Raw genomic sequence first — 25996 nt, 5'->3', positions numbered from 1 at the left:
CCTGCAGTGCGTAACCCGCTAACAGCCTGGTACAGGGAGGGGGCCCATAAGTAGGGGGCTTTAGGCCTTTCAATGTATGGCGGTATACCTCATGCAGCCCCTTTGGTGTCGACATTGCCTCTCCTGGTATCGCCCGAGTGATTGTCGGCGAGGCCTTTGGGCCTTGCCGACAATCAGGCTAGCAGGAGGGCAAAAGATGTCAACGATTATGATTATCATTTGCAAAAATGGTCGAACTGGCTATGTTATTGGCTTGTCGTCGCCACCGGTATTATCGTCCTGTGCGCCGGTGTTGCTCTCACTATGATGTGTTTCATTGCTTTCAGCGGGCGTCTGCGCAGAGGGCGTGGCGTGTTCATCATTATCCAGTGCGGCTTCAAGCGCGGCCACCTGGCTTTCCAGCGCTTCAACGCGGGTACGGGTGCGTTGTAGTACATCCATCAGGATATCGAAATCTTCCCGTGACACCAGTTCCAGGCGGTCAAAGGCGCCGCGTACTACCTGGTGGACACCTTTCTGGATATCTTCCGGAGCTTGTGACGCATTCTGCAGGCGCTCGCCGATCTGTTGAGCCAATTGGCCGATACGGTCATGGGGCATCATGGTTCTTCTCCTTTTGAGTGGGCTATTCCAAGGATACGCAACACAGCGCCAATGCGCATGTATCAGAGCCTTTTTGATTAAAAAAATCCCTGCCTGGCGTATGAGTTGAAATGATGCAGTGCGGCAATCGGGTTGCCCTTTTTTGGTGCATGATCAGTGCCGACTGATGGCAGAGTGCGCCCTGATTGCACACAGGAAGAAGAGTTTTATCAATAAGTGTTTGTATTTAAACATAAAAATACAGAGTTGGCACGTTATGCGCATTGTAGAGGGGCAAGCACCTGGTTCGGGCAGCGACGGCTGCTTGCGCCAACCTCTGTTAACGACGCAAGGGAGATCCGGGATGAAACTCATCACCGCCATCATCAAACCGTTCAAGCTCGACGACGTGCGCGAAGCGTTGGCTGACAACGGTGTTCAAGGCATTACCGTGACGGAAGTCAAAGGCTTTGGCCGTCAGAAGGGACATACAGAGCTTTACCGTGGCGCTGAATACGTCGTCGATTTTCTTCCCAAGGTGAAAGTGGAAGTCGCTGTCGATGATTCTCGTCTGGAAAGCGTACTGGACGCTATTTGCAGTGCCGCCAACAGCGGCAAGATCGGTGACGGCAAGGTGTTTGTGACACCGCTGGACGATGTAATCCGTATCCGTACCGGTGAGCGTGGTGGCGACGCAGTATAACCCCGCTTTCACCCTTTGATTCTAGCTTGATGGAGACTGTCCGATGAACGAGTTCGCTGAGCTGAGTTACGCGCTCGATACTTTCTACTTTCTGATATGCGGTGTTCTGGTCATGTGGATGGCCGCCGGGTTCTCAATGCTTGAAGCCGGTCTTGTCCGCTCCAAGAACACGGCTGAAATCCTGACCAAGAATATTGCCCTGTTTTCGATTGCCTGCACCATGTATCTGCTGGTGGGCTACTACCTGATGTATTCAAGCGCCGCAGGCGGCTTTATCCCCAATCTGGGTTTCCTGATTGGCGCCGAAAACAGCGTCGATGCTGTCACCGCCGGTGGCGATGATGCGCCCTACTATTCCATGCGCTCCGACTTTTTCTTCCAGGTTGTCTTTGTGGCAACGGCCATGTCGATTGTCTCGGGCGCTGTAGCTGAGCGTATGAAACTGTGGGCTTTCCTGGCTTTTGCTGTCGTGATGACGGCTGTGATCTACCCGGTATCCGGTTACTGGACATGGGGCGGTGGTTGGATCAGCGCTATCGGTTTTTCTGATTACGCGGGTTCTGGCATTGTTCACATGGCCGGTGCAGCAGCAGCGCTGGCGGGCGTTCTGGTGCTTGGTCCACGTAAGGGCAAATACGGCAAGGATGGCTCTATCCGCGCCATTCCAGGGGCTAATCTGCCGCTTGCAACGCTGGGTACCTTTATCCTGTGGATGGGCTGGTTCGGCTTCAACGGCGGTTCCGAGCTGAAGATGTCAGATGTCGGCTCTGCCAATGCGGTCGCGCAGGTCATGGTGAATACCAATGCCGCAGCCGCTGGCGGTGTGATTGCAGCCCTGATCCTGGCCAAGCTGTGGTTCCGCAAGGCGGATCTGACCATGGCACTGAACGGTGGTCTGGCCGGTCTGGTAGCAATCACTGCAGGGCCTTCTGCGCCCTCTGCATTTGCCGCCATGCTGATTGGTATTGTTGGTGGTCTGCTGGTAGTGGCCTCCATTGTGATGCTTGACAAGTTGAAGCTGGATGACCCTGTTGGTGCGATCTCTGTACACGGTGTGGTCGGTATCTGGGGCTGCCTGGCAGTGCCGCTGACCAATGCTGATGCTACCTTTGGTGCCCAGATCATCGGTATGGCCGGCATCTTTGCCTGGGTCTTCACTGCCAGCCTGATTGTCTGGTTGATTCTCAAGGCGGTGATGGGTGTTCGTGTCACTGAAGAGGAAGAATACGAAGGCGTCGACATCGCTGAATGCGGTATGGAAGCCTATCCGGAGTTCAGTGCTTCCAGTAAATAAGCATTGCCATGTAAAAATGACGTCCACTTGCTGGCCCCCCATTTCGGGGGGCTTTTTTGTATCCATAGAAGCATCTGCTTCCAATCAGTTTTTCATTATCGGCGGGTGGCGGTGTATGCTAACGGGTATCGATTGCGATCGTTTCTGTTGACCATGGCGTATGCTTACACCATGAGCAGACGGCGCTAACCAATTTCAATCCCATTGTATTCAGAGGACGACGCCATGAAACTGATTTCTGCCATTATCAAGCCGTTCAAGCTTGATGACGTGCGCGAATCGCTCTCCGATATCGGTGTGCAAGGCATTACCGTGACAGAAGTGAAAGGCTTTGGCCGTCAGAAGGGGCATACCGAGCTGTACCGGGGTGCTGAGTATGTGGTGGATTTTCTGCCCAAGGTGAAGCTTGAGGTGGCCGTGGATGACGATATGGCCGAGCAGGTGATTGATGCCATCACCCAGGTGGCCAATACCGGCAAGATTGGCGATGGCAAGATTTTTGTCATGCCGCTTGAGCAGGTGATCCGCATTCGCACCGGTGAAACCGGCAAAGACGCGGTTTAGATTTGTTAGCTGTGATTGGTGAATGGTGATTGGTGAATAGTGAATGGTTGGAGTGCCCCTGAAAAAGTAGACACCTTTTTTCTAGAGAGAAGGTGTTATGAAATACAAGCGTAGCCCCAGGTATTCTGACGAGTTCAAGCGTGACGCGGTGCAAACGTCTCTGACTTCACCACAGACACAGACGATGCTTGCTGCCAAACTATGTATACATCCGAATACATTAAGTCGTTGGCGCAAGGAGTTGACTATGGATAACACACCGTCTGATAAAAAAATTGCCAATGTCGGCCCTGAGAAAAGCGTTCAGGAGCTCGAAAGTGAAATTAAGAAGCTGAAAAAGCAGCTAAAACGCTCCCAGCTGGAGGCTGAAATCTTAAAAAAGGCGGACGAGTACTTCACCAAGCACGGCAAGTAAAATTTGCTTTTATTGAGGCCCACCGTCACTTGCGGTGGCCGCTCTCAATAACTTGTGGAGTACTCGGTGTCTCTCGATCAGGGTATTATCGTTGGAAGGGCCACCAACGGTGCCCTGGAAGAATGCAAAAGCGCCATCAAAGCATCACGTCTTTTTTGCTAGAGCGTGCTAAGAAAATGAAGAACGTGCCCGGTTATCGCAAGCTATGGTTGGAAGCTCAGGACGAAGGGTTTCGCTGCGGAAAGAACCAGGTTCAGCGTCTGCTTCAAGACGCAGGCTACCGTTCCTGTACCGCATTGAAGCCTGGATATCGACGCAGTGTGTCAAAATTACCTGTTTTGCCTAACCTATTGAACCGGGAGTTTGCCGTAGGTAAACCCAACAGAGTCTGGGTCTCGGATATCACTCAGATTCGCTGCAAGGAAGGCTGGCTCTATCTGGCGGCTGTCATGGACCTTGGCAATCGCCAAATCGTTGGCTATGCACAGGGGGCAGTGAACAGTTCAAGCCTTGTTTTAAAAGCCTTGGAGTCAGCCTGGAAGCGTTCTCAACCAGTTGGCAAGGAATTGCTTTTTCATTCCGATCAAGGCACTCAATATCACAGCGAAGAGGTAATGACGTGGCTTAACGACCGTGAGGTCACGATCAGCATGTCTCGCCGTGGAAATTGTTGGGATAATGCCTGTGCAGAAAGCTTTTTTGCCTCGCTCAAGAAGGAATGGACAAAGCGGCTAGGCATTCTGGAACGAAGCGATATTGCTGGTGAGATTCAGTACTATATTGATGAATTCTATCCAAAAATGAGAAGACACATGACGCTAGGAGGTCTCACTCCTAACGCCTATGCAGCAAACAGCTAAACTCAAGTGTCTACAAAAATGGGGTCATATCAGGTGAATGAAAAGCAGTTGTTGAACTGTAACCAGTGACCAGAGCCTGTAAACCAGCACAAAGCCCCTGTGGATCATCTCCAGCAGGGGCTTTGTATTAGTGATGCAGTGATTATAGCGACCAGAATTTTCTACTCACCACTCACCACTCACCACTCACCACTCACCACTCACCACTCACCACTCACCACTCACCACTCACCACTCACCACTCACCACTCACTTCTCAACAAACGCCCGTTCAATGACGTAGTCACCGGGTTCACCCATACGTGGTGAGATATTCAGGCCAAGCTCGTCCAGCAGGGCACTGGTATCATCCAGCATGGCGGGGCTGCCACAGATCATGGCGCGATCCTGGCGTGGGTCGATGGCCGGCAGGCCAGTGTCGTCAAACAGTTTACCGGTGCGGATATGGTCGGTCAGGCGCCCCATGGTGTGGAACGCTTCACGGGTGACCGTTGGGTAATACACCAGTTTTTCAGCAATGTCTTCGCCCAGATATTCGTGGGCAGGCATGTCCTGGGTGATAAAGTCCGCATAGGCAAGCTCAGAGGTTTCCCGCACGCCGTGTACCAGTACGACCTTTTCAAAGCGCTCATAGACTTCCGGGTCAAGAATCAGACTCATGAACGGCGCCAGGCCAGTACCGGTTGAGAGCAAGTAAAGGTTACGGCCTGGCAGAAGGTCATCGGTGACCAGGGTGCCAGTCGGCTTTCGGCTGACCATGATCTTGTCGCCCACTTCCAGATGCTGCAGGCGCGAGGTCAGCGGGCCATCCGGTACCTTGATGCTGAAAAATTCCAGGTGGTCTTCATAGTTGGGGCTGGCAATCGAGTAGGCGCGCATCAGGGGTTTGCCGTCCACTTCGAGACCAATCATCACAAACTGGCCATTCTTGAAGCGCAGACTGCGCTCCCTTGTGGTACGAAAGCTGAACAAGGTGTCGTTCCAATGGTGAACGCTGAGAACTTCTTCGTGGGCAAACTTGCTCATGGTGTCTCCGGTAAGGCGTTAAAAAAAGCTTTTTTATTCAAAAAATGAATAAAAGATTTGTTTACTGTTGCATCCTATTCTAAAAAAATGCCTTATATCTGTTAAGCCAATAATATTGATAACGCTTATCCAGCATCTAGATATAGGTCAATGTTTATGCATTTCACATTGCGTCAGTTAGAGGTCTTTGTCGCCGTGGCCCAGCACGAAAGTGTCTCGCATGCTGCCCGTGTGCTGGCCATGTCGCAATCGGCGACCAGCACCGCGCTGGCCGAGCTGGAGCGCCAGTTTGATTGCCAGTTGCTGGATCGACAGGGTAAGCGTCTGAAACTCAATGCGCTGGGGTTTCAGCTGTTGCCCAAAGCGGTGGCGCTGCTTGATCGCGGTGAAGAAATTGAAGGCTTACTGCGCGGCCAGCAAGGCGTCGGCACCCTGCATGTAGGGGCGACACTGACGATCGGCAATTATCTGGCAACGCTGTTGATCAGTGATTTCATGCAACGCTTCCCCGGCAGCCGGGCACGCTTGGCGGTGCGCAATACCCGGCACATCATCGAAGGGGTGCGCCAGCATACCCTCGATATCGGCCTGATAGAGGGACATTGCGATGATGAAAGCATTATCAGCCAGCCCTGGGTGAACGATGAGCTGTGCGTGTTCTGCTCACCACGCCATCCTCTGGCGGGGCGTGAGCGGCTGGAACTGGATGAACTGCTGCGCGAGGACTGGATCATGCGTGAAGAAGGTTCAGGCACGCGGCTGACGCTTGAGCAGGCCGCTCGCCATCGTCGGAGCCGTTTCAACACCCTGCTGGAGCTGGAGCATACGGAAGGTATCAAGCGGGCAGTGGAATCGGGGTTGGGCATTGGTTGTGTCTCCCGGCTGGCGCTGCGCGATGCGTTTCGTCGCGGCAGCCTGGTGCCCTTGCCGACGCCGGAGCTGGATCTTAAGCGTCAGTTCACATTTATCTGGCACCGGCACAAGTACCTGACCCCCGGCGTACGCGAATTTCTACGCGTTTGCCGGGAGATGACGGCTGATGCTCAGCGCAGCGATGAGATTGAGTTACCGCCGGTTCTGTAAAAACAGCATTGATGACAGTGTTAACGTAAATCGCTGACGGCGTTTTGGATATCGGCCAGCGACGCCTTGCTGAGGTCTTTTGCAAGCGTATGAATGACCAGTTTATGCGTGGTGTTATCTAACTTTTCCCGTAGCAAACCAAGGAACTTGGGTGGCGCGACCATAATCAGTTTTGCCATGCTGTTATCAACGCGGGCACTGTACAGGCGCTGGGCGACTTTCTTGGCGAACAGTTCATTTTCATGCTGCGAGGCTGCCCCGTCTTCATCAGATGAGCGTACCGACGTTGAGACTGACTCGTGGACATCGGCACCGCGGCGGTCGGTGACCAGATCCCCTTCATGTAGCCTGCCCTCTGCATGCACCAGGCTGTCGTGCTCAGTGAGATCCAGCGCATCACGGGTAAAAATACGTGCGCGGGCGGCATCAGCTACCACGATATAGGTGGTCATCGTTGTGTGTCCTCCTTGTCATTGGTTGCTCTTTTACCATGGCAAGCGTTCGCCGTTTGGTCAAACTCGAATTAGGGGTAAACTACGGTTGCAGAGGCGCGTGCACTGCGTGCAATACGAATTGATGGATGAATGATGAGCTTTCCTGAACCCAGTCCAAGCACTTTCATTTCGGCCGGTCATTGGCGCAACCGTTATCTGCTGATGCGCCATGGCCATAGCCAGGCCAATCAGGCCGGCATCATCATCAGCTCACCTGAGAAAGGGCTGGCAGGCTATGGTTTATCTCCCTACGGCGAGGAGCAGCTGGCCGGGGTGGTGAGCAAGTGGGTGTGGCCGATACCCACACGTATTGTGCATTCGGACTTTTTACGTACTACCCAGACAGCCGCCCGCGTGGCCGCGCACTTTGGCTTGCCTATGATCGCCGAGCAGGGCCTGCGTGAGCGGTTTTTTGGTGCATTTGATGCCCAGCCAGATACGGGCTACCCAGAGGTCTGGGCGCAGGATATAGCGTCTGCTGATCACTGCTGGCAAGGCGTTGAAGCGGTCAGTCAGGTCGCCGCGCGGATGCACGCGGTGATAGACGGCTGGGAAGCACGCACGGAGGATGAAACCATCCTGCTGGTCAGCCACGGCGACCCGCTGCAAATCCTGCTGACAGCACTCGCTCGACAGCCGCTCACCCGACATCGCGACCAGCTTTCGCTGGCACCTGCCAGCATCACCTTAGTCGGGTAATCAGGGGTTAACATCACGGCAGAATAGATTATGCTAGGCTTTATTAAATAGCATTAATTTTCAAGGTAAGCCTACCCATGCCTGCACCTGAACCCTTGTCGCCCGATGTGGCAAAACTGCTGGATGCGTTGGCATCCGGAAGTACTGCGCTACTGCAACGACGTTTCTGGAGTAATGGTGTTAACCAGCTTTTGGCCAGACTGGGGGAGGCATCCGGTGTCAGTCGGGTGTGGGTGTTTCAGCTGCTTGAGCGTTCTCCTGATGGCATTCTGCAGGATTACGTCTTTGAATGGGCCGCCGCGCCTCGTTATCGGCAGTTGACCCAGCGTCGCTTTCGCTTTTTCACCACCATTATTGACGATAGCGAATATGCGGATATGGTGGCTCGCCGCCAGCAAGGGAGTGCGCATAGCTGTATTGTCTCGCAGTTGCCGGCCGGTTCCGTACGCAGCAACCTGGAAAGTCAGCAGATACGCTCCATGGTGACGGTGCCCATCATGGTCAACGGCCAGTGGTGGGGCACTCTGGGCTTTGATGATTGTGAGCGGGAAATTGACTGGCCGGGCCCCGGCCTGCAGGCGCTGGTCGTGGCCGCGGAACTGATCGCTTCGACCATCTATCGCCACCAGCTGAGTAGCCGCAAACGTCAGGTGGCCCTGCTCGAGCGCGTCGCGGGCTGTGGTGCCTGGGAAGTCGACCCCAATTCCCAGGCAACCTGGTGTTCATCGGTGTTAATGAACGCCTTGGGCTACCCCGCAGACTATGCCACCTTGCCACTGCGGCGTCTGCTGGCCCACGTATTGCCTGATGATCGCCGCCACTTATGGGAGCGCTTACGCCAGGGATTCTCCTCTGGCCAGTCAAACTGTCGCCACGATGTCAGGCTCAAGACCTTGATGGGCGACGTGCGCTGGTACGAGTTGGTCATTGAAGCGCACCTGGCTGAAGATGGGCGTTTGCTGGGCCTGGCAGGCTTGATGATTGATATCAGTCAGCGCAAGCAGGGTGAAGTGCTGGCCAATGTGGCCGCCGAAATGGATGAGTTGACCGGGGTATTTAATCGACGGGGCATGCGACGCCGTCTTACAGAACTGTCTGAACGCTGCAGTCTCGGTCGCCATTTTCTGCTATTGCTGGATATTGATTACTTCAAGCAGATCAACGACCTTTATGGTCACCCGGCGGGGGATGCCCTCTTGGTTGATCTTGCAAAGCGCTTGCAGGCGCAGCTGCGCCCTGACGATTGCCTGATAAGAATGGGCGGCGAGGAATTTGCCGTTATCGCTGCAGAGTTGAATGACGGTCAGGCGTTGGCGTTAGGAGAGCGTCTGCGCCGGAGTATCGCTGAAGACAGCTTCATGCTGGCGCCTCTGGAAGAACCGTCAGGGAATATTCAGGACAACAGGGTCAGTGTGTCCATGACCGTAAGCGTCGGGATTGCCAGCTTCAGCACGCCCGAGTGCCTGGATATGAAGCAGGCATTGCATCACCAGGAAGACATACGCCACTGCCAGGCGATGGCAGTGGCGCAGGCCGATCAGGCCCTCTATGCCGCAAAAGAAGCGGGCCGTAACCAGGTGTTCGCCTACTGGGAACGCATCAATGCCCCAGAATCTGACTAAGAAACAGCTGGGTACGCTCTGATTGGGGGTTGTTAAAGAAAGGCTGTGGGGCGTTTTCCTCGATGATCTGGCCCTGATCCATAAAGATCACCCTGTCAGCCACGGTTTTGGCAAACCCCATCTCGTGGGTAACGCACAGCATGGTCATGCCTTCCTCCGCCAGTTCGACCATGACGTCAAGCACCTCCTTGATCATCTCGGGGTCCAGGGCTGACGTTGGCTCGTCAAACAGCATGACCTCAGGGTGCATGCACAGTGAGCGGGCAATAGCCACGCGCTGCTGCTGGCCACCTGAGAGCTGGCCAGGATACTTGAGTGCCTGCTCAGCGATACGCACCCGTTCCAGATACTTCATGGCCAATGCTTCGGCTTCCTGGCGTGGTTTCTTTTGCACCCACATGGGGGCAATGCAGCAGTTTTCCAGCACACTCAGATGCGGGAACAGGTTGAAGTGCTGGAATACCATGCCCACGCTGCGGCGAATCTGCTCGATGCGCTTTATATCCCGGGTCAGGGGCACACCGCCTACCGTGATATCGCCTTGCTGATGCTCTTCAAGGTGATTGATGCAGCGGATCATGGTGGATTTACCGGAGCCGGATGGCCCACAGATCACGATGCGCTCCCCACGCTTGACCTGCAGGTTGATATCCCGCAGCACATGGAAATCGCCGAACCATTTGTTGACATTGTCCATCTCGACCATCAGGTCTGCGTTGTCGATCGCTGTTTGTGCCATAGCGATATTCACCCTGTTTTATAAACTGATATTGATCAATCAGTCTTTAAGTCTTTGTTTAACAGACGCCGCCTGTCACTGCGGTGTTTGCTGTCACCTTGTGGTTACTCAGTGTCGCTAGTTCCGGTGGCCAGTGTGCAGTTTGCGTTCAAGATATTGGCTATAGCGCGACATGCTGAAACAGAACACCCAGAACATGAAGGCGGCAAACACATAGCCTTCCAGCGAGAAGCCCAGCCAGCGGGAATCCGACAGCGCCGCCTGGACGATACCCAGCAGATCAAACAGGCCAATGATCATCACCAGAGTGGTGTCCTTGAACAGCGAAATAAAGGTATTGACGATACCGGGAATCATCATCTTCAGCGCCTGGGGCAGCACAATCAGGCCCATGCGTTTCCAGTAGGTCATCCCCAGAGCGGCGGCAGCCTCTTCCTGGCCCTTGGGGATGGCCTGCAGGCCACCGCGAATCACCTCGGCCATATAAGCACTCTGGAAAAGGGTGATACCGATCAGTGCCCGCACCAGACGGTCAATGTTCATATCGCCGGGCAGGAAGAGCGGTAGCATGACCGAGGCCATGAACAGAATGGTGATCAGAGGCACGCCGCGCCAGAATTCGATAAAGACCACGCAAAAGCTTCGCACAATCGGCATGTCTGAGCGCCGCCCAAGGGCCAGCATGATGCCAATCGGCAAGGCGGCTATCATGCCCACCGTGGCCAGCAACAGGGTCAGCATAAGGCCGCCCCAACGATTGGTTGGAATGCGCTCCAGACCGAAATAGCCACCGTGCAGCAGCACATAGGCAATCACCGGGAAAGCCACCAGGGCGAAGATAGCCACCCAGCGTTTGAAAGGCAGGCGGGGAATGGCCAGCCAGGCAATCAGTGCAAAGAAACCGGCAAATATAATATTGGCCCGCCAGGTTTCCTCACTCGGGTAGAGCCCATAGATAAACTGTCCGATACGGGCATTTACAAACACCCAGCAGGCGCCCTCGCGGGAGCAATCGTCCCGACTGGTCCCTATCCAGTCCGCATTGATAAAGGCCCACTGTACGCTGGGTACGAACAGAAGATAGACAATATACAGGCCAATCAGGGTAAACAGCGAATTGATCGGGCCGTTGAACAGGTTGGCGCGAAGCCAGGCAATTGGGCCAATCACGCTTTTGGGAGCCGGCCGCTCGGTGATCATGTCACGATTATGAATCATTCTGTTATCCTCAGCAGGCCTAGCGTTCAACCAGCGCCACGCGGGCGTTGAACCAGTTCATGAACATCGATACCAAAAGGCTGATGGTGAGATACACCGCCATGGTCATGGCAATCACTTCAATTGCCTGCCCGGTCTGGTTGAGGGTTGTGCCGGCAAACACAGAGACCAGATCGGGGTAACCAATCGCCGTGGCCAGTGACGAGTTCTTGATCAGATTAAGGTACTGGCTGGTCAAGGGTGGAATAATGACCCGCAGGGCCTGTGGAATGATGACCAGTTTGAGGACCAGGTTACGTGGCAGGCTCAAGGCCTGAGCCGCTTCGGTCTGGCCGTGGGAAATGGCCTGGATACCTGAGCGGACGATCTCGGCGATAAACGAGGCCGTATAGATCGACAGTGCCAGCCACAGGGCAAGAAACTCGGGGATAACGGTAATGCCGCCGCGGAAGTTAAAACCACGCAGCTCGGGCATTTCCCAGGTCACCGGCACGCCGGTCGCGATCAGCACCACCAGCGGCAGGCCAAAAATCAACAGCACAGCCAGCCAGCCCGCGGGGATTCGCTTGCCCGTCGCTTCATGGCGGCGCTTGTTCCAGATCACCAGCGCAATACTCATGGCTATGGCCACCAGAAAAGTTGCAGGAATCAGGCCAAATCCGGATTCGAACAGCGGCTGGGGCAGGTACAGGCCGCGCACATTAAGGAAAATGGCCTCGCCAAAGGCCATGCTTTCCCGCGCACTTGGCAGGGTACGCAAGACAGCGAAATACCAGAAAAAAATCTGTAACAGCAGAGGGATATTGCGGAAAGTCTCGATGTAGATATTGGCCAGTCGCGCAATCAGCCAGTTAGGTGATAAGCGCGCAATCCCGACGGTAAAGCCGATGAGGGTGGCGGCTAACACGCCCAGGCCACCTACCAGCAGGGTGTTCAGCAGGCCGATAACAAAGGTGCGCCCATAGGTGCTTTGCGAGGAATAGTCGATCAGGCTCTGAACAATGCCAAAGCCGGCGGTATTACTCAGGAAACCAAACCCGGTGGTGATCCCACGTTCGGATAAGTTGTCCTGAGTATTACCAATAATATAAAGCAGAAAGGCGGCAACGGCAGCAATCAGCAGTAGCTGAAAGATAAGCGCTCGTTTAGCCGGGTCCCGCCAGAAAGGGGGCTTTTGGCCTGCCGGGCGAGGCGTGGATTTTACAGACATGGGTAGCGTCTCCGAGGCACAAAAACACGATCAAGAAGCCCGCCTTGCGGCGGGCCTGGGTCATACGAGACGCTTAACGGATGGGCGGAGCGTACTGCACGCCGCCATCGATCCACAGCGCATTGACACCGCGCTCAATCTGCAAGGGTGAATCCATGCCGACATTACGGTCGTAGCTCTGCGCATAATTGCCTACCTGGCTGATGATGTTATAGGCCCAGTCAGCTTCCAGTCCCATGCCTTCACCATAGTTGCCATCCTGACCGAGCAGGCGCGCGATATTGGGATCTTCAGAGGCCATCATGTCGTCAACGTTTTCACTGCTGATGCCATATTCTTCTGCGTTAAGCATGGCAGAAAGCGACCATTTGACGATATTGAACCACTGATCATCGCCCTGGCGCACCGAGGGGCCAAGCGGTTCCTTGGAGATCACGTCACTCAGCACTACAGAGCTGTCCGGGTCGTCCAGCTGAATACGCAGGGCGGCCAGCTGTGACGTGTCTGAGGTCAGGACATCACAACGTCCTGCCTGGTAACCGCCAACAGTCTGCTCTGAGGTATCAAACACGATGGGGTCGAACTCCATATCGTTGGCACGGAAGTAATCGGCCAGATTGAGTTCGGTAGTCGTGCCTGCCTGAACACAGATGGCAGCCCCATCAAGTTCCGAGGCGTCAGTAATGCCCAGGTCACGATTGACCATAAACCCTTGACCATCGTAGAAATTGACCCCAGCAAAGTTGATTCCCAAGGTGGTGTCGCGGGTGGTGGTCCAGGTGGTGTTACGCGACAGCACATCGACTTCACCGGATTGCAGCGCGGTGAAACGTTCTACGGCGTTGAGGGATACATATTCAACGGCATCGGCATCACCCAGTACAGCAGCGGCGACCGCACGGCAGACATCCACGTCCAGGCCTTGCCAGTTGCCATCGTCGTCGGGTGCTGAAAAACCCGGAAGGCCATCACTGACACCGCAGCGAACTTCACCGTTTTCCAGTGTGTCTTCAAGTGTGGATGCGTGGGCATTGGACATACTGGCCAGCGCCAGCGCACCCGTGGACACTGCAAGAACCAGACTTTTCTTGTTTAGCATGGGAATTCACCTTACGTGGTTAAGTATCATTATTTCTTTTGTTGACTGCATGCCAAGGCATGTGTCTAGAACCTAGCAAGGAAAGTGCCATCAAGGGTATGGTTCTGGATTCAGCGCTTTTCAACGCAAATTATTCTCTGTCAGAGACACACTTGCGAAACATTTTTGCTCGCAAGTGTACCGTTTAGACCTTTGTCTTCACCAAAAAGGTGCATGCGTTGGCCAGAATGGATCAGCCGTCTGGCGTTTCACCCAGCGCCTGGCGCATGAAAGGAGGCAGCACCAGCGCACTGCGGTGGGCGTCGACCGTGTAATACTGTAACGGCATGGCATGTTCGCCCGCCGCCGTTTCACGGAAGGTTTCGACCGAGCAGTCTTTGCCTGCCAGGGTAACACTCCACCAGCCAGAGGGGTAAACCGGCTGGGGAAACGGCAAGGTCGCGACGCTGGAAAAACCGGCGTCACGCATATCCCGGCGTAGCTCCCGGATAATGGAGCCACTGTGGTAAAGCGGTGATTCACTCTGCTGCACCATGACACCACCCGGTTTCAGGATGCGGTGACAGCGGGTCAGAAAATCGGTCTTGAACAGCCCTTCTGCGGGGCCAACCGGGTCAGTGGAGTCGATAATCAGCACATCAATGCTTTCATCTTCCGCGTCATCGACCCATTTGACGCCGTCAGCAAACAGTAGCTCAGCGCGGGGGTCGTCATTGGCGTCTACCAGTGCCGGAAAGAAGCGCTCCGCCGCTCTGGTGACTTCTTCATCAATGTCAATCTGGGTAACGTGACGGACGCCCGGATGGCGCAACACTTCTTTCAGGGTGCCGCAGTCGCCGCCGCCAATGATCACTACCCGTTCAGGTTGCTGATGGGTGAACAGCGCCGGGTGCGCAATCATCTCGTGATACAGGAAATTGTCGCGATCAGTCAGCATCACACAGCCATCCAGCACCATCAGATTGCCAAACGTCTCGGTGGCGTAGACTTCCAGGTGCTGATAGGGGCTGTGTACATTCAGTAGCTTCTCGCTGACCTTCAATGAAAAGGCACTGCCGTGGCGGTCAAAGACCTCGGTAAACCACTGGTTGTCAGCAATCGGGTTCATTGAACGCTGATCTCCCTGTGATACTGAGGGCTGAGTTCGTGCAGCGCTTCCATGAAGGCGGTCACGTTGTCCGGGTTGGTGAACTGGCTGATGCCGTGGCCCAGATTGAATATATGGCCAGGGCCGTGGCCATAGCTTTCCAGTATCCGCGCAACTTCGGCACGGATGGCCGATGGGCGCGCAAACAGGACGTTGGGATCAAGGTTGCCCTGCAAGGCCACCTTATGGCCTACCCGGGCGCGTGCATCAGACAGCTCAGTTGACCAGTCCAGCCCCAGGGCATCGGCGCCGGCACAGGCAATATCTTCCAGCCACTGGCCGCCATTCTTGGTAAACAGAATCACCGGCACGCGGCGGCCATCGTGGTCGCGAATCAGGCCGGACACAATCTGTTCCATATAGCGCAGTGAAAATTCACGGTAGGCCGGGGTCGACAGGGTGCCTCCCCAGGTATCAAAAATCTGTACCGCCTGGGCACCCGCGCGAATCTGGGCGTTGAGGTAGTCCGTCACCGCATGGGCCAGCTTGTCAAGCAGCTGATGCATGGCATCCGGCGTATCGTACAGCATGGTTTTGACGTGGCGGAAATCCTTGCTCGAGCTGCCTTCGACCATATAAGTGGCCAGCGTCCAGGGGCTGCCGGAAAAGCCGATCAGGGGCACGCTGCCATTAAGCTCACGGCGTATGGTGGAGACAGCGTTCATGACATAATCAAGGTCACGCTCGGCGTCCGGTACTTTCAAGGCGTCAACCTCGGCAGGGGTGCGTACCGTCTTCCTGAATTTAGGGCCTTCGCCGGTGACGAAATACAGACCCAGGTCCATGGCATCCGGAATGGTCAGAATGTCGGAAAATAAAATGGCGGCATCCAGCGGATAGCGCGCCAGCGGCTGCAGGGTGACTTCGCAGGCCAGATCCTGGTTGCGGCACAGATCCATGAAGCTGCCGGCATCGGCCCGGCTGGCGCGATATTCCGGCAGGTAGCGCCCGGCCTGGCGCATCATCCAGACAGGCGTGCGGTCGACGGGCTGGCGCGCCAGGGCGCGCAGAAAACGGTCATTCTTTAACGCTGAGGTCATAACATAGCTCTTGGAAAAGTAAACAGTGACGCAATTATAGGTCAGCAGGGGCGCCGGATGATATGGCAAGACGCCGGGGAATGCGCGGCAAAGACGCCCACTTCCTGATAACATGGCCAACAACTTTAGACACCGCCAGACCTGAACGGGTGTGCTGACACCGAGGTAACCTGTGACGATTCGTTTTATTGCTGCTTCCCGGCTGCCCACTCCCTGGGCCACATTCACCATGCATGGCTTCGAGGATGACGCAACGGGCAAGGACCACATTGCCCTGACGCTGGGCGATGTCACCGGCGACTCGCCGGTACTGGGGCGTGTTCATTCTGAGTGCCTGACCGGCGATGCGCTGTTTTCGATGCGCTGCGATTGCGGCTATCAGCTGCAGGAGGCGCTAAAGCGCATCGCCGAGGAAGGCCGCGGCGTGCTCTTCTATCTGCGTCAGGAAGGCCGAGGGATTGGCTTGCTCAACAAGATCCGCGCCTACCATCTGCAGGATGAAGGCGCGGATACCGTCGAAGCCAATGAGCGGCTGGGCTTTGGCGCGGATATGCGCCGCTATGATTTATGCGTGCCCATGCTCGACCATCTGGGCATCACCGCCCTCAAGCTGATGACCAATAATCCCCGCAAGGTGGATGCGCTGACCCGCGACGGCGTCAATGTGGTGGAGCGTTTGCCGATCACCACCGGCCTGAACCCCCACAACGAACACTATCTGACCACCAAGGCGGGCAAGCTTGGCCACATGATGGCGCTGGAAGACTTCAAACACGCCAGTGACGTGGATATTGAGCGTAAGGGGTAAGGGTGATGAAGCGTACTTCAGGAGCGGGGTGATCGCGCAATTCAAGACGTGGGGCTTGGAGAGTGCGGGCGGCGAATAATCGGCCACCGGGAGAGATCCATGCACAACGCGCCAGAAACACAAGGCGAATTCAGCGTTATTGAAGAGCGCCTGAACAGTATTTCCCACGCCATCGGGGCCGTTCTTAGCCTGGCAGGTCTGCTTACCCTGGTGATATCCGCGAGCCTGGCAACCCACATCAACCCGTGGAAGATAGTCAGCCTGAGCCTGTATGGCACCACACTGGTGGTGCTCTATATTACCTCAAGCCTTTATCATGGCTTGCCGCATCGGCTGTGGAAGCAGCGCTTTCAGCTGCTTGATCACTGTGCGATCTACCTGCTCATTGCAGGCACCTATACGCCTTTCCTGCTGGTCAATATGCGTGGCTCCACGGGCTGGCTACTGTTTGCCCTGGTATGGTCGTTGGCATTGATGGGTATTTTTTGCGTATGGCGCTGGCCAAACCGTCTGGCGCTGCTGCGCGTGACGGTCTATCTGGTCATGGGCTGGATGATCGTGCTGGTCTGGGAAGACATGGCCGCCAGCTTATCGTCGACAGGCATCGTGCTGTTGGCGGCGGGTGGCATTGTGTATACCCTGGGTGTCATTTTTTACGCGGTCCGTGCGATTCCCTACAACCACGCAATCTGGCATTTATTCGTCATGGGCGGAAGCGTGTGTCACTACCTTGCCGTCTACAATGACGTTTTGTCTTATAAGGTCCTTTAAAAAGCCTGTTGACGCTATTGTCGGTCACCGTGCATCAATACCGGCTAGGTGCCGCGTGCCTCGCGGATCCGTTCATAGGCATTACCGATTTCGCTGGTGCGTGCCTGGGCCACTTCGCGCATGCTCTCTGGCAAGCCCTTGCCGGCCAGTTTGTCCGGGTGGTTCTGGCTCATCAGGCGGCGGTAGGCTTTCTTGATCTCGGCATCGCTGGCCTGGTCCGAAACGCCCAATACCCGGTAGGCATCCTCCAGCGCTTCCTTGCTGGCGCCCTGTGAGTTGGCAGCCGCGCCGTGGAGCATGGCTTCAATCTGCTGAACTTCGGTGTCGCTGCAGCCAATTCCTCGCGCGACCCGCAGGATCATCTCATGCTCGGCGGGGTGCAGCTGGCCATCTGCCGCGATGGCGGTGAGTTGCACCTGCAGGAAGACCTGACGCAAGGTCGGCTGACGCTGGGTCAGGCGGTTAACCTTGGCCAGCTCCGCTTCCAGGTCGAAGCTGTCAGCGCGGCCACGTTCAAACGCTGCCTGAGCGTTGGCGCGAGCCTTTCCCTGCAGGTGCATCTGGTCGAACAGCTTTTCCGCAACGCTCAGCTCATCGTCGGTCACCTTGCCATCCGCCTGACACAGACAGCCCATGACCGAGAAGATCGATTCCAGAAAGCCCTCCTGAATCTGGCGTCGGGCAGCGTTCAGGCGGCGGCCGATATATCGGCCCAGCCCCCAGCCAAGCCCGGCACCGATCAGCAGGCCAATAACCCCCCCAAAGGCCAGGCCGATCAGGCCAAACACGATGATCAGAAATATCATGATATTCTCAACTATCTAAACGTTAAACATTGCAAAGTTACGCCAGTCGCGCACGGATGGCGTGTTCAATGCCATTGACATCCAGGGCGCAATCGCGGAGCAGTTCAGCGGGCGTACCGTGCTCCACAAAGTCATCTGGCAGCCCCAGGTTGAGCACTTCCACCTGAACACCTTCAGCCGCCAGCAGTTCATTGACGGCACTTCCTGCCCCTCCGGCGACCACGTTCTCTTCCAGTGTCACCAGCAGGTCGTGCTCATCGGCGGCGTGGAGGACAGCGTTGCGATCCAGCGGTTTGACGGAACGCATGTTCAGGTGGGTGGCATCCAAACGCTCGGCCACTTCGGCAGCGGCGGTATTGAGGCTGCCGAAGGCCAGCAGCGCAATGCGCATGCCGTCCGCCTGGCTGGTACGTCGCAACTGGGCTTCCCCCAGGGGAAGGGGGTCGAGGTGTGTCGGAACCTCACTGCCGGGCCCCGTCCCACGCGGATAACGCACGGCCGCGGGCCCGGCATGGTAATAGGCAGCGCTCAGCATGGCGCGGCATTCGGCTTCATCTGCCGGGGTCAGCACCACCATGCCGGGAATACAGCGCAGGTAGGCCAGGTCCAGGCTGCCGTGGTGGGTGGGGCCGTCCTCGCCGACCAGGCCGGCACGGTCGATGGCAAAGGTGACATCCAGATTCTGTACGGCGACATCGTGGATCAGCTGATCATAGCCGCGCTGCAGAAAGGTGGAATAGATGGCTACTACCGGCTTCATGTCCTCACAGGCCATGCCGGCGGCCAGAGTCACCGCATGCTGTTCAGCAATGGCCACATCGTAGTAGCGCTCTGGGTACTCACGGGAAAAGCGTATCAGGTCAGAACCTTCGCGCATGGCCGGGGTGATGCCCATCAGGCGGCCGTCTTCTGCCGCCATATCGCACAGCCAGTCACCAAAGACATTGCAGTACTTACGTGGTGCAGGCCGGGGAGAGGAAGGTTTGGGTGCCTGGGGCGTTGGCTTGCTGGCATTCGGGCGTTCCAGCTTGGTAATCGCGTGATAACCGATGGGGTCAGCCTCGGCAGGCAGAAATCCTTTGCCCTTACAGGTCTTGATATGCAGAAACTGGGGGCCGTCCAGACCCCGCAGGTTCTCGATCACCTGGGTCAGGGTATCAAGATCGTGGCCGTCAATCGGGCCAACATAGTTAAAGCCCATTTCTTCAAACAGGGTCGCCGGGCTGACCATGCCTTTCATATGTTCTTCGGTGCGTTTGGCCAGTTCCAGCGCGCCGGGCAGGTGCGAGAGAACCTTCTTGCTCTCTTCACGCATCTTCAGGTAGGGCTTGCTGGCCAGCATCCGGGCGAGATAGGTGGCGATACCACCCACATTCTCGGAGATCGACATCTCGTTGTCATTGAGAATAACCAGCAGATTGGCGTCCACATGGCCGGCATGGGCCAGGGCCTCAAAGGCCATGCCAGCGGTCAGGGCGCCATCGCCGATAATCGCACACACCCGCCGGGGGTGTTGCTGGGCCTTGGCGGCCAGCGCCATCCCCAGGGCGGCAGACACCGAGGTGCTGGAATGGCCGACACCAAAGGTGTCGTATTCGGATTCGGCGCGGCGTGGAAAGGCCGCCAGCCCGCCATGCTGGCGAATACTGGTCATGGCCTCGCGGCGCCCAGTCAGGATCTTGTGGGGATAGGCCTGGTGGCCAACGTCCCAGACCAGGCGGTCCTCAGGGGTGTGGTAGACGTGATGCAGGGCAACACTCAGTTCTACCACACCCAGGCCAGCGCCAAAGTGGCCGCCGGAGACACCCACGCTATACAGCAGGTAGGCGCGTAGCTCATCCGCCAGCTGGTCAAGCTGGCGCAGGTGCATGGCCCGCAAGGCAGCGGGGTGATCAAAGGAGTCGAGCAGCGGCGTGGCCGGGCGCTCGCGGGGAATCTCATCGAACAGCTTCATGGGCACTCTTTTGTAAGGACCGTTTTCAGGGACCGCTTTCAAAGACCTTTGGTAACGATATCGTGTTGCTAACGGTGGTCATTTTCAATGGTCGCGCTCGATCATGTAATGGGCCAATTCGGCCAGCGGAGCGGCGGTCTCGCCAAGCGGTGCCAGTGCAGCAAGCGCTTCCTCGGTCAGCTGGCGGGCTTTGTGTTGTGCGCCGACGAGTCCGAGCAGCCCCGGGTAAGTGGGTTTTGCACGGGCGAGATCAGCACCGGATACCTTGCCTAGCGTTTCTGTATCACCGGTAACATCCAGAATGTCATCGTGAATCTGGAATGCAAGGCCAATACGCCGAGCGTAAAGGTCGAGGGCCTCCAGGCGAGGGTCCGCTGCCTCAACCGCCACCAGCCCACCCAGGCGCACCGCTGCCTCAATCAGCGCCCCGGTCTTATGGGCATGCATGTAGGCAAGGGCATCCACATCCGGGTGGCCACCCACGGCTTCAAGATCCAACGCCTGGCCAGCTACCATGCCATCCCGTCCGGCTGCCTGCGCCAGGGTGTGAAGCATGGGGCCGAGTCGCGGGTGTGGCTGTCGGGCCAGCACTTCGAACGCCAGGGCCTGCAAGGCATCACCGGCCAAAATGGCCGTCGCATTGTCATAGGCTTTATGTACCGTGGGTTGGCCACGGCGTAAATCGTCATCATCCATGTCGGGCAGATCATCATGAATCAGCGAGTAGGCATGGATCAACTCGATAGCGGCAGCGGGACCATCGAGTAAGCGTTCATCAGCGCCGAGCGCATGGCCGGAAAGGTAGACAAGCAGCGGTCGCAGGCGCTTGCCGCCTACCAGCAGGCCGTGACGCATGGCCGCATCCAGGCGCGGGGCAGCAGGCTTGCGCGCCTCAAATAACCCGTTCAGGGTGGCGTCAACGCGCGTCTGGGCATTCTGGCGCAGCGCAGCGAGAGAGGAAGTAGCGGCTACCATGGGGGGTGATCCTTGTGGCCGGTGTCGCTGTCAGGCGCGTCGGTACTGGTCTGGTCAGCGCGTTCGAGCGGGTCAAAGGGTTCCATTGCCGGGCGGCCCTGAGTGTCTTCGCTAAGCGCGCGGACTTTCAGTTCCGCTTCATCCAGGCGCTGCTGGGCTTCGCGGGTCAGGCGGATGCCGCGTTCAAAGGCGCTCAGGGAGTCTTCCAGCGACAGGGCGCCAGACTCCAGCCGCTCAACGAGGCTTTCCAGCTGCTCGACCGTGGCGGCAAAGTCTTGTGATGAAGAAGTGTTAGGGTCATTCATGGCCAGCCTACCGTATCTGCCTGGATCCTGTCGGCGCTTCAATATGCACCAACCTGCGTTGGCACTAGTATACACCGAGGAACCCATGCCGCGTCTGCCCACCTTGGCATCAATCTGTGCGGTTTTCATGCCGTTAGAGGATACTTTTCATCCCTTGGCAGCTACTTGCCCGCTGTGGGTGTGCTAATATATGCCCCCTTTGTGAACCTAACCACGGCGCGAGCCGCTGACCAAGAGGTTGATTCAGCCATGGCCAAAACGTCCCTGGAAAAAGGCAAGATCAAGATCCTGCTGCTTGAGGGCGTCCACCAGACTGCGGTGGACAATTTTCATAACGCGGGTTATCACAATATCGAACATCTGCCGACATCGCTGGATGAAGAGGCATTGATCGAGAAAATCCGTGATGTGCACTTTATCGGTATCCGTTCCCGCACCCAGCTCAACGAGCGCGTGTTTGCGGCAGCGGAAAAGCTGGTCGGGGTGGGCTGTTTCTGTATCGGCACTAATCAGGTTGACCTTGAAGCCGCACTCAAGCGCGGCATAGCGGTATTTAACGCGCCGTACTCGAACACCCGTTCGGTGGCTGAGCTGGTGCTGGCTGAAGCCATCATGTTGTTGCGTGGTATTCCCGAGAAAAGTGCCCGGGCCCATCAGGGTGGCTGGCTGAAATCGGCTAAGAACTCCCATGAGGCGCGTGGCAAGACCCTGGGTATTGTCGGCTATGGCAACATCGGTGCCCAGCTCTCTGTGCTGGCAGAATCCCTGGGCTTCAATGTCATCTATTACGATGTGGTCACCAAGCTGGGAATGGGCAATGCCAACCAGGTGGGGTCACTGGAAGAACTGCTGGGGCGCTCTGACATCGTCAGCCTGCACGTGCCCGACCTGCCTTCCACCCGCTGGATGGTGGGCGAAAAAGAAATTGCCGCCATGAAGCCGGGCGCGGTCTTTATCAACGCTTCGCGGGGGAGCGTGGTCGTGATTGATGCGCTGGCGGAAGCGGTCAAGTCTGGCAAACTTAACGGTGCGGCTATTGACGTCTTCCCGGTCGAACCCAAGGGTAACGACGAAGAGTTCGAAAGCCCGCTGCGCGGTCTGGAAAACGTTATCCTGACCCCGCATATCGGTGGTTCCACGCTGGAAGCCCAGGAAAATATCGGTATTGAAGTGTCCGAGAAGCTGATTACCTACTCGGATAATGGCACCACCGTGACGTCGGTCAATTTCCCGGAAGTCGCCTTGCCAGCCCACCCGGACAAACATCGCCTGCTGCACATCCACGACAACGTGCCGGGGGTGCTGTCGCAGATCAACCGGGTGCTGTCCGAGAATGATATCAATATTTCCGGCCAGTACCTGCAGACCAACGACAAGGTTGGCTATGTGGTCATTGATGTGGACAAGGCCTATGGCCCACCGGCGCTGGAAGCCCTCAAGCAGGTTGATCACACCCTGAAACTGCGTGCGCTGTATTCTGCACAGAACAGCTGATACTCAACGCACTGACCCGACGGGCACTAGCCCGCTGACAAGGCCCTGCCTGCGGTTACCCGTCAGGTAGGGCCTTGCGGTTTTTACGGGATGCACGAGCGGCCTGTTCCGCGTAAAATGCGCGTTTTTGATCCGGTCCGCCCTTTACGCGGGCGACCACCTGGAGCGCATCATGACCCCTACGACGCAACCCCCGCCGATTGTGGTGGCGGCCCTGTATAAATTCGTCACCCTGGACGACCCCGCCGAGCTGCGCGAACCCTTGCATCAGGTAATGCTGGATAACCAGATCAAAGGCACCCTGCTGCTGGCCAGGGAAGGCATCAACGGCACGGTAGCCGGACGCCGGGAAAACATCGACGCCCTGATAGACTGGCTGAGCAGGGATCCGCGCCTGGCGGACATTGCTCATAACCCGGCTTTCTATAAAGAGTCCTTCTGCGATACGCCGCCGTTTTACCGTACCAAGGTCAAGCTGAAAAAAGAGATCGTCACCCTGGGGGTGGCGGACATCGACCCTAACGACACTGTCGGTACCTACGTTGAGCCGGAAGACTGGAACGCGGTAATCAGCGACCCTGAGGTGCTGGTGATTGATACCCGCAACGATTACGAAGTGGGCATCGGCAGCTTTGAAGGCGCCATTGATCCGCAAACGGCCTCTTTCCGCGAGTTTCCCGACTATGTGCGGGAACACTACGACCCGGAAAAGCACAAGAAAGTCGCCATGTTCTGCACCGGGGGCATTCGCTGTGAAAAAGCCTCCAGCTTCATGCTCAAGGAAGGTTTTGAAAACGTCTATCATCTCAAGGGAGGCGTGCTCAGCTATCTTGAGAAAGTACCGGAAGACGAGTCGCTGTGGCGCGGCGACTGCTTTGTGTTTGATAACCGCGTCAGCGTGCGCCACGACCTTAGTGAGGGCGATTACACCCTGTGCCATGCCTGTCGCCAGCCGCTGTCGGTTGACGACCGTGCCAGCGCGGCGTTTGAGCTGGGCGTTAGCTGCCCCCACTGCATTGATACCTTGCCCGAAAAGACCCGTGCAGCGGCGCGTGCCCGCCAGCGCCAGATTGATCTGGCCAAGGCGCGGGGCGAACCGCACCCTATCGGCCGAGACCTGAGCAAGACACTCCGACGCACATCCTGACAAGGGTTGTCGGGCGCATTATGCGGCAGGGGCATTCGCCTTTCGTCGCAGGTTGCCCGCAGAGCGGTATGAAAGCGCTAGACTGCCAGCATCATCCATACCGCTGAGGGAGTATCGCCTGATGACAACAACGACAACGAGTCCTTCAACCGCCGCGGCCAGTAATGACGCCTCGGCCTCATTACTGCTGCGTGAAGACACCCAAGGCGTGATCACGCTGACCATGAATGCGCCCAAAAGCTTCAATGCGCTTTCCGAGGATATGCTGGCTGCCCTGCACGCGGCACTCACGGATATCGCCGCGGATGAGAGCGTGCGCTGCGTGGTGCTGGCCGCTGAAGGCAAGGCCTTCTGCGCGGGCCACGACCTCAAGCAGATGCGTGCCAATCCCGAAAAGGCCTATTACCAGACGCTGTTTGCACGTTGCAGCGAGGTGATGCAGGCGATTGTCAACCTGCCAGTGCCGGTGATCGCCCGTGTGCAGGGCATTGCCACGGCTGCGGGCTGTCAGCTGGCCGCCAGCTGTGATCTGGCTGTGGCAGCAAAGCGCGCGCGTTTTGCTGTCTCGGGCATCAATGTGGGCCTGTTTTGCTCGACCCCAGCGGTGGCACTGTCTCGCAATGTGGCACGCAAACGCGCCATGGAAATGCTGCTGACCGGCGATTTTGTCACTGCCGACACTGCACTGGACTGGGGGTTGATCAATCGGGTGGCCGAAGATACTGAACTGGACGCGGCCGTGGCCGAGCTCACTGACAAGATCTGCGCCAAGAGCGCGGTGGCTGTGCGTACCGGCAAGGCCATGTTTGGCCGCCAGTTGGCCATGCCGCTGGAAGAAGCCTACGCCTTTGCGGGTGAGACCATGGCCTGCAACATGCTGGCAGAAGACGTGGCAGAAGGCATTGATGCCTTTATTGGCAAGCGCCATCCTGAGTGGAAGCACCGCTAGGCGCCCGGCGGCTCCCGAATGGAAAACATTTCCGCAAACGCGACAGCCAGGCGGCTGCCGCGTTATCCTGTGTCCATTGCGCTGCCCGTGAAAGAGGCTGATACCTCTTTGGACAGCAGCGCCGAGGGAACACCCTAAAGGAGACAGCGGAGTGAATGAGGTAAAGCGCAGAACCGCCGGACGACCCGCCAGCAATAACAAGGTCAGCGGTGGCCATAGTCAGTCATTGGTGCGTGGCCTGACACTTCTGGAATACCTGTCGTTAAGCCCGCGTGGGCTGGCGCTTTCTGAACTGGCGGAAATGGCCGAGCTGGCGCCCTCTACCACCCATCGGCTGCTACAGGCGTTGCAAAGCCAGGGGTTTGTCAGCCAGGAAAATGAGCAGGGTCTATGGCGGATTGACGTCAAGACGTTCCGTATCGGCAACAGCTTTCTGGAAGCCCGGGATTTTGTTGCCACCAGCCGCCCCTATCTGCGCCGCCTGACCCAAGAAAGCGGGGAAACCGCGAATCTCGGCATCCGTGATGGCAGCGCCGCCGTGTTTCTCGCCCAACATGAATCCCCGCAGATGATGCGCATGATTACCCGGCTGGGCTCGCGGGCGCCACTGCACGCTTCCGGGGTCGGCAAGGCACTGCTGGCCTGGATGGCCGATGATGAGCGCAATCAGTTGTTGGCGCGCTACGAGTTGACACCGGTCACGGCCAATACATTGGCTACCCCAAGGGCTCTGGCGCAGGAAATGGCCAGCATCCGCCGTGAGGGGTTTGCCTGTGACCGTGAAGAGCATGCCATTGGCCTGCACTGCGTCGCGGCCTGTATCCATGATCAGCACGGGCACCCGCTGGCGGCCATCTCGGTGTCCGGGCCGGTGGCGCGTATTCCGGATACCCGTCTGGCTGAGCTGGGCCAGCTGGTAAGCTCAACGGCGGCCGAAGTGACCGCCCAGCTGGGTGGTCATCTTCCGGCAACCTGGTAACGACAGCGTGCAT

26 protein-coding genes are annotated in these 25996 nt (G+C 57.0%); 13 read left to right on the top strand and 13 right to left on the bottom strand.

Annotation, left to right across the window (positions count from 1 at the left end):
• Positions 1-240: 240 nt before the first annotated feature.
• Positions 241-603 (bottom strand): accessory factor UbiK family protein, encoded by a 363-nt coding sequence (locus LL947_RS13745; protein WP_404414680.1) that lies wholly within the window; start codon positions 601-603, stop codon positions 241-243.
• Between the two features lie 343 nt (positions 604-946).
• Here LL947_RS13745 and LL947_RS13740 point away from each other — a divergent pair, with 343 nt between their 5' ends.
• From LL947_RS13740 to LL947_RS13725, 4 genes are all read left to right on the top strand, one after another.
• On the top strand, positions 947-1285 hold the full coding sequence (locus LL947_RS13740) for a P-II family nitrogen regulator (protein WP_171703060.1): 339 nt from the start codon (positions 947-949) through the stop codon (positions 1283-1285).
• Positions 1286-1328: 43 nt separating this feature from the next.
• Positions 1329-2579: an ammonium transporter gene (locus tag LL947_RS13735; protein WP_290823563.1), complete on the top strand. Its 1251-nt coding sequence runs from the start codon at positions 1329-1331 to the stop codon at positions 2577-2579.
• A 225-nt stretch (positions 2580-2804) separates the two neighbouring features.
• Entirely contained in the window at positions 2805-3143 is a 339-nt protein-coding gene (gene glnK, locus LL947_RS13730; protein WP_009098335.1) for a P-II family nitrogen regulator, read from the top strand.
• 97 nt (positions 3144-3240) lie between these two features.
• Positions 3241-4418 (top strand): IS3 family transposase gene (locus LL947_RS13725; RefSeq protein WP_499833324.1). Its coding sequence is split into 2 segments (ribosomal slippage): positions 3241-3532 and positions 3532-4418, totalling 1179 coding nucleotides; the frame shifts between segments, so codons are not numbered across the junction.
• 249 nt (positions 4419-4667) lie between these two features.
• Here LL947_RS13725 and LL947_RS13720 read toward each other — a convergent pair.
• A complete protein-coding gene (locus LL947_RS13720; RefSeq protein ID WP_290824134.1) occupies positions 4668-5444 on the bottom strand; it encodes a ferredoxin--NADP reductase in 777 nt (258 codons plus the stop codon).
• A gap of 156 nt (positions 5445-5600) precedes the next feature.
• On the opposite strand from LL947_RS13720, the gene LL947_RS13715 reads away from it, so the two are divergent.
• Positions 5601-6527: a LysR family transcriptional regulator gene (locus LL947_RS13715; protein WP_290824133.1), complete on the top strand. Its 927-nt coding sequence runs from the start codon at positions 5601-5603 to the stop codon at positions 6525-6527.
• Positions 6528-6547: 20 nt separating this feature from the next.
• Here the strand turns inward: LL947_RS13715 and LL947_RS13710 are convergent, their stop codons facing one another.
• Positions 6548-6979 (bottom strand): host attachment protein, encoded by a 432-nt coding sequence (locus LL947_RS13710; RefSeq protein WP_290824131.1) that lies wholly within the window; start codon positions 6977-6979, stop codon positions 6548-6550.
• Positions 6980-7111: 132 nt separating this feature from the next.
• Between LL947_RS13710 and LL947_RS13705 the strand changes: the two genes are divergently transcribed.
• Together LL947_RS13705 and LL947_RS13700 are read left to right on the top strand one after the other, a co-directional pair.
• Positions 7112-7720: a histidine phosphatase family protein gene (locus tag LL947_RS13705; protein WP_499833509.1), complete on the top strand. Its 609-nt coding sequence runs from the start codon at positions 7112-7114 to the stop codon at positions 7718-7720.
• A gap of 77 nt (positions 7721-7797) precedes the next feature.
• Positions 7798-9342, top strand: a complete 1545-nt coding sequence (locus tag LL947_RS13700) for a sensor domain-containing diguanylate cyclase (protein ID WP_499833508.1) — start codon at positions 7798-7800, stop codon at positions 9340-9342.
• Here LL947_RS13700 and LL947_RS13695 read toward each other — a convergent pair.
• The 6 genes from LL947_RS13695 to hemE form a co-directional block, all read right to left on the bottom strand.
• Entirely contained in the window at positions 9320-10048 is a 729-nt protein-coding gene (locus LL947_RS13695) for an amino acid ABC transporter ATP-binding protein (RefSeq protein ID WP_404418037.1), read from the bottom strand. The two genes, LL947_RS13700 and LL947_RS13695, sit on opposite strands and share 23 nt — an antisense overlap.
• Positions 10049-10198: 150 nt before the next feature.
• On the bottom strand, positions 10199-11299 hold the full coding sequence (locus tag LL947_RS13690; protein WP_290823904.1) for an amino acid ABC transporter permease: 1101 nt from the start codon (positions 11297-11299) through the stop codon (positions 10199-10201).
• Positions 11300-11318: 19 nt separating this feature from the next.
• On the bottom strand, positions 11319-12509 hold the full coding sequence (locus LL947_RS13685) for an amino acid ABC transporter permease (RefSeq protein ID WP_290823902.1): 1191 nt from the start codon (positions 12507-12509) through the stop codon (positions 11319-11321).
• A 73-nt stretch (positions 12510-12582) separates the two neighbouring features.
• Positions 12583-13608: an amino acid ABC transporter substrate-binding protein gene (locus tag LL947_RS13680; RefSeq protein WP_290823900.1), complete on the bottom strand. Its 1026-nt coding sequence runs from the start codon at positions 13606-13608 to the stop codon at positions 12583-12585.
• 232 nt (positions 13609-13840) lie between these two features.
• Positions 13841-14716, bottom strand: coding sequence for a polyamine aminopropyltransferase (gene speE, locus LL947_RS13675; RefSeq protein ID WP_499833507.1), 876 nt, complete (start codon positions 14714-14716; stop codon positions 13841-13843).
• Positions 14713-15795: a uroporphyrinogen decarboxylase gene (gene hemE / locus LL947_RS13670; protein ID WP_290823896.1), complete on the bottom strand. Its 1083-nt coding sequence runs from the start codon at positions 15793-15795 to the stop codon at positions 14713-14715. Before hemE ends, speE begins: the two co-directional genes overlap by 4 nt.
• A 172-nt stretch (positions 15796-15967) precedes the next feature.
• Between hemE and ribA the strand changes: the two genes are divergently transcribed.
• The gene (ribA, locus tag LL947_RS13665) at positions 15968-16603 is read left to right on the top strand and encodes a GTP cyclohydrolase II (protein ID WP_404414662.1); all 636 of its coding nucleotides are present in this window, start codon (positions 15968-15970) and stop codon (positions 16601-16603) included.
• A gap of 99 nt (positions 16604-16702) precedes the next feature.
• Positions 16703-17374 (top strand): PAQR family membrane homeostasis protein TrhA, encoded by a 672-nt coding sequence (gene trhA / locus LL947_RS13660; RefSeq protein ID WP_499833506.1) that lies wholly within the window; start codon positions 16703-16705, stop codon positions 17372-17374.
• Between the two features lie 44 nt (positions 17375-17418).
• Here trhA and djlA read toward each other — a convergent pair whose 3' ends face one another.
• The 4 genes from djlA to LL947_RS13640 all read right to left on the bottom strand — a co-directional run bounded on the left by djlA (position 17419) and on the right by LL947_RS13640 (position 21414).
• Positions 17419-18180 (bottom strand): co-chaperone DjlA, encoded by a 762-nt coding sequence (djlA, locus tag LL947_RS13655; RefSeq protein WP_290823893.1) that lies wholly within the window; start codon positions 18178-18180, stop codon positions 17419-17421.
• Between the two features lie 37 nt (positions 18181-18217).
• Entirely contained in the window at positions 18218-20134 is a 1917-nt protein-coding gene (dxs, locus tag LL947_RS13650) for a 1-deoxy-D-xylulose-5-phosphate synthase (protein ID WP_499833505.1), read from the bottom strand.
• 84 nt (positions 20135-20218) lie between these two features.
• A complete protein-coding gene (locus LL947_RS13645) occupies positions 20219-21109 on the bottom strand; it encodes a farnesyl diphosphate synthase (protein ID WP_499833504.1) in 891 nt (296 codons plus the stop codon).
• Positions 21103-21414, bottom strand: a complete 312-nt coding sequence (locus tag LL947_RS13640) for an exodeoxyribonuclease VII small subunit (protein ID WP_290823887.1) — start codon at positions 21412-21414, stop codon at positions 21103-21105. Before LL947_RS13640 ends, LL947_RS13645 begins: the two co-directional genes overlap by 7 nt.
• Positions 21415-21663: 249 nt before the next feature.
• Here LL947_RS13640 and serA point away from each other — a divergent pair, with 249 nt between their 5' ends.
• The 4 genes from serA to LL947_RS13620 all read left to right on the top strand — a co-directional run bounded on the left by serA (position 21664) and on the right by LL947_RS13620 (position 25983).
• Entirely contained in the window at positions 21664-22908 is a 1245-nt protein-coding gene (serA, locus tag LL947_RS13635) for a phosphoglycerate dehydrogenase (RefSeq protein WP_290823885.1), read from the top strand.
• Between the two features lie 172 nt (positions 22909-23080).
• Positions 23081-24055 carry an oxygen-dependent tRNA uridine(34) hydroxylase TrhO gene (gene trhO / locus LL947_RS13630; RefSeq protein ID WP_290823883.1) on the top strand — a complete coding sequence of 325 codons (975 nt, stop codon included), beginning with the start codon at positions 23081-23083 and terminating at the stop codon, positions 24053-24055.
• 121 nt (positions 24056-24176) lie between these two features.
• Positions 24177-25004 carry an enoyl-CoA hydratase gene (locus LL947_RS13625; protein WP_499833503.1) on the top strand — a complete coding sequence of 276 codons (828 nt, stop codon included), beginning with the start codon at positions 24177-24179 and terminating at the stop codon, positions 25002-25004.
• A 151-nt stretch (positions 25005-25155) separates the two neighbouring features.
• Positions 25156-25983, top strand: a complete 828-nt coding sequence (locus LL947_RS13620; RefSeq protein ID WP_404414647.1) for an IclR family transcriptional regulator domain-containing protein — start codon at positions 25156-25158, stop codon at positions 25981-25983.
• The last annotated feature ends 13 nt before the right edge of the window (positions 25984-25996 follow it).

It is taken from the genome of Halomonas sp. BLK-85, assembly GCF_044792155.1.
Classification (GTDB): Bacteria; Pseudomonadota; Gammaproteobacteria; order Pseudomonadales; family Halomonadaceae; genus Vreelandella.
The sequence above is the reverse complement of the archived record's forward strand: the minus strand, read 5'-3'. Positions and strand labels throughout refer to the sequence as shown.

What these genes read in the sequence shown, in the direction of transcription:
- LL947_RS13745 (WP_404414680.1), bottom strand. Translation starts at nt 603, where the DNA reads ATGATGCCCCATGACCGTATCGGCCAATTGGCTCAACAGATCGGCGAG.
- LL947_RS13740 (WP_171703060.1), top strand. Translation starts at nt 947, where the DNA reads ATGAAACTCATCACCGCCATCATCAAACCGTTCAAGCTCGACGACGTG.
- LL947_RS13735 (WP_290823563.1), top strand. Translation starts at nt 1,329, where the DNA reads ATGAACGAGTTCGCTGAGCTGAGTTACGCGCTCGATACTTTCTACTTT.
- glnK (WP_009098335.1), top strand. Translation starts at nt 2,805, where the DNA reads ATGAAACTGATTTCTGCCATTATCAAGCCGTTCAAGCTTGATGACGTG.
- LL947_RS13720 (WP_290824134.1), bottom strand. Translation starts at nt 5,444, where the DNA reads ATGAGCAAGTTTGCCCACGAAGAAGTTCTCAGCGTTCACCATTGGAAC.
- LL947_RS13715 (WP_290824133.1), top strand. Translation starts at nt 5,601, where the DNA reads ATGCATTTCACATTGCGTCAGTTAGAGGTCTTTGTCGCCGTGGCCCAG.
- LL947_RS13710 (WP_290824131.1), bottom strand. Translation starts at nt 6,979, where the DNA reads ATGACCACCTATATCGTGGTAGCTGATGCCGCCCGCGCACGTATTTTT.
- LL947_RS13705 (WP_499833509.1), top strand. Translation starts at nt 7,112, where the DNA reads ATGATGAGCTTTCCTGAACCCAGTCCAAGCACTTTCATTTCGGCCGGT.
- LL947_RS13700 (WP_499833508.1), top strand. Translation starts at nt 7,798, where the DNA reads ATGCCTGCACCTGAACCCTTGTCGCCCGATGTGGCAAAACTGCTGGAT.
- LL947_RS13695 (WP_404418037.1), bottom strand. Translation starts at nt 10,048, where the DNA reads ATGGTCGAGATGGACAATGTCAACAAATGGTTCGGCGATTTCCATGTG.
- LL947_RS13690 (WP_290823904.1), bottom strand. Translation starts at nt 11,299, where the DNA reads ATGATTCATAATCGTGACATGATCACCGAGCGGCCGGCTCCCAAAAGC.
- LL947_RS13685 (WP_290823902.1), bottom strand. Translation starts at nt 12,509, where the DNA reads ATGTCTGTAAAATCCACGCCTCGCCCGGCAGGCCAAAAGCCCCCTTTC.
- LL947_RS13680 (WP_290823900.1), bottom strand. Translation starts at nt 13,608, where the DNA reads ATGCTAAACAAGAAAAGTCTGGTTCTTGCAGTGTCCACGGGTGCGCTG.
- speE (WP_499833507.1), bottom strand. Translation starts at nt 14,716, where the DNA reads ATGAACCCGATTGCTGACAACCAGTGGTTTACCGAGGTCTTTGACCGC.
- hemE (WP_290823896.1), bottom strand. Translation starts at nt 15,795, where the DNA reads ATGACCTCAGCGTTAAAGAATGACCGTTTTCTGCGCGCCCTGGCGCGC.
- trhA (WP_499833506.1), top strand. Translation starts at nt 16,703, where the DNA reads ATGCACAACGCGCCAGAAACACAAGGCGAATTCAGCGTTATTGAAGAG.
- djlA (WP_290823893.1), bottom strand. Translation starts at nt 18,180, where the DNA reads ATGATATTTCTGATCATCGTGTTTGGCCTGATCGGCCTGGCCTTTGGG.
- dxs (WP_499833505.1), bottom strand. Translation starts at nt 20,134, where the DNA reads ATGAAGCTGTTCGATGAGATTCCCCGCGAGCGCCCGGCCACGCCGCTG.
- LL947_RS13645 (WP_499833504.1), bottom strand. Translation starts at nt 21,109, where the DNA reads ATGGTAGCCGCTACTTCCTCTCTCGCTGCGCTGCGCCAGAATGCCCAG.
- LL947_RS13640 (WP_290823887.1), bottom strand. Translation starts at nt 21,414, where the DNA reads ATGAATGACCCTAACACTTCTTCATCACAAGACTTTGCCGCCACGGTC.
- serA (WP_290823885.1), top strand. Translation starts at nt 21,664, where the DNA reads ATGGCCAAAACGTCCCTGGAAAAAGGCAAGATCAAGATCCTGCTGCTT.
- trhO (WP_290823883.1), top strand. Translation starts at nt 23,081, where the DNA reads ATGACCCCTACGACGCAACCCCCGCCGATTGTGGTGGCGGCCCTGTAT.
- LL947_RS13625 (WP_499833503.1), top strand. Translation starts at nt 24,177, where the DNA reads ATGACAACAACGACAACGAGTCCTTCAACCGCCGCGGCCAGTAATGAC.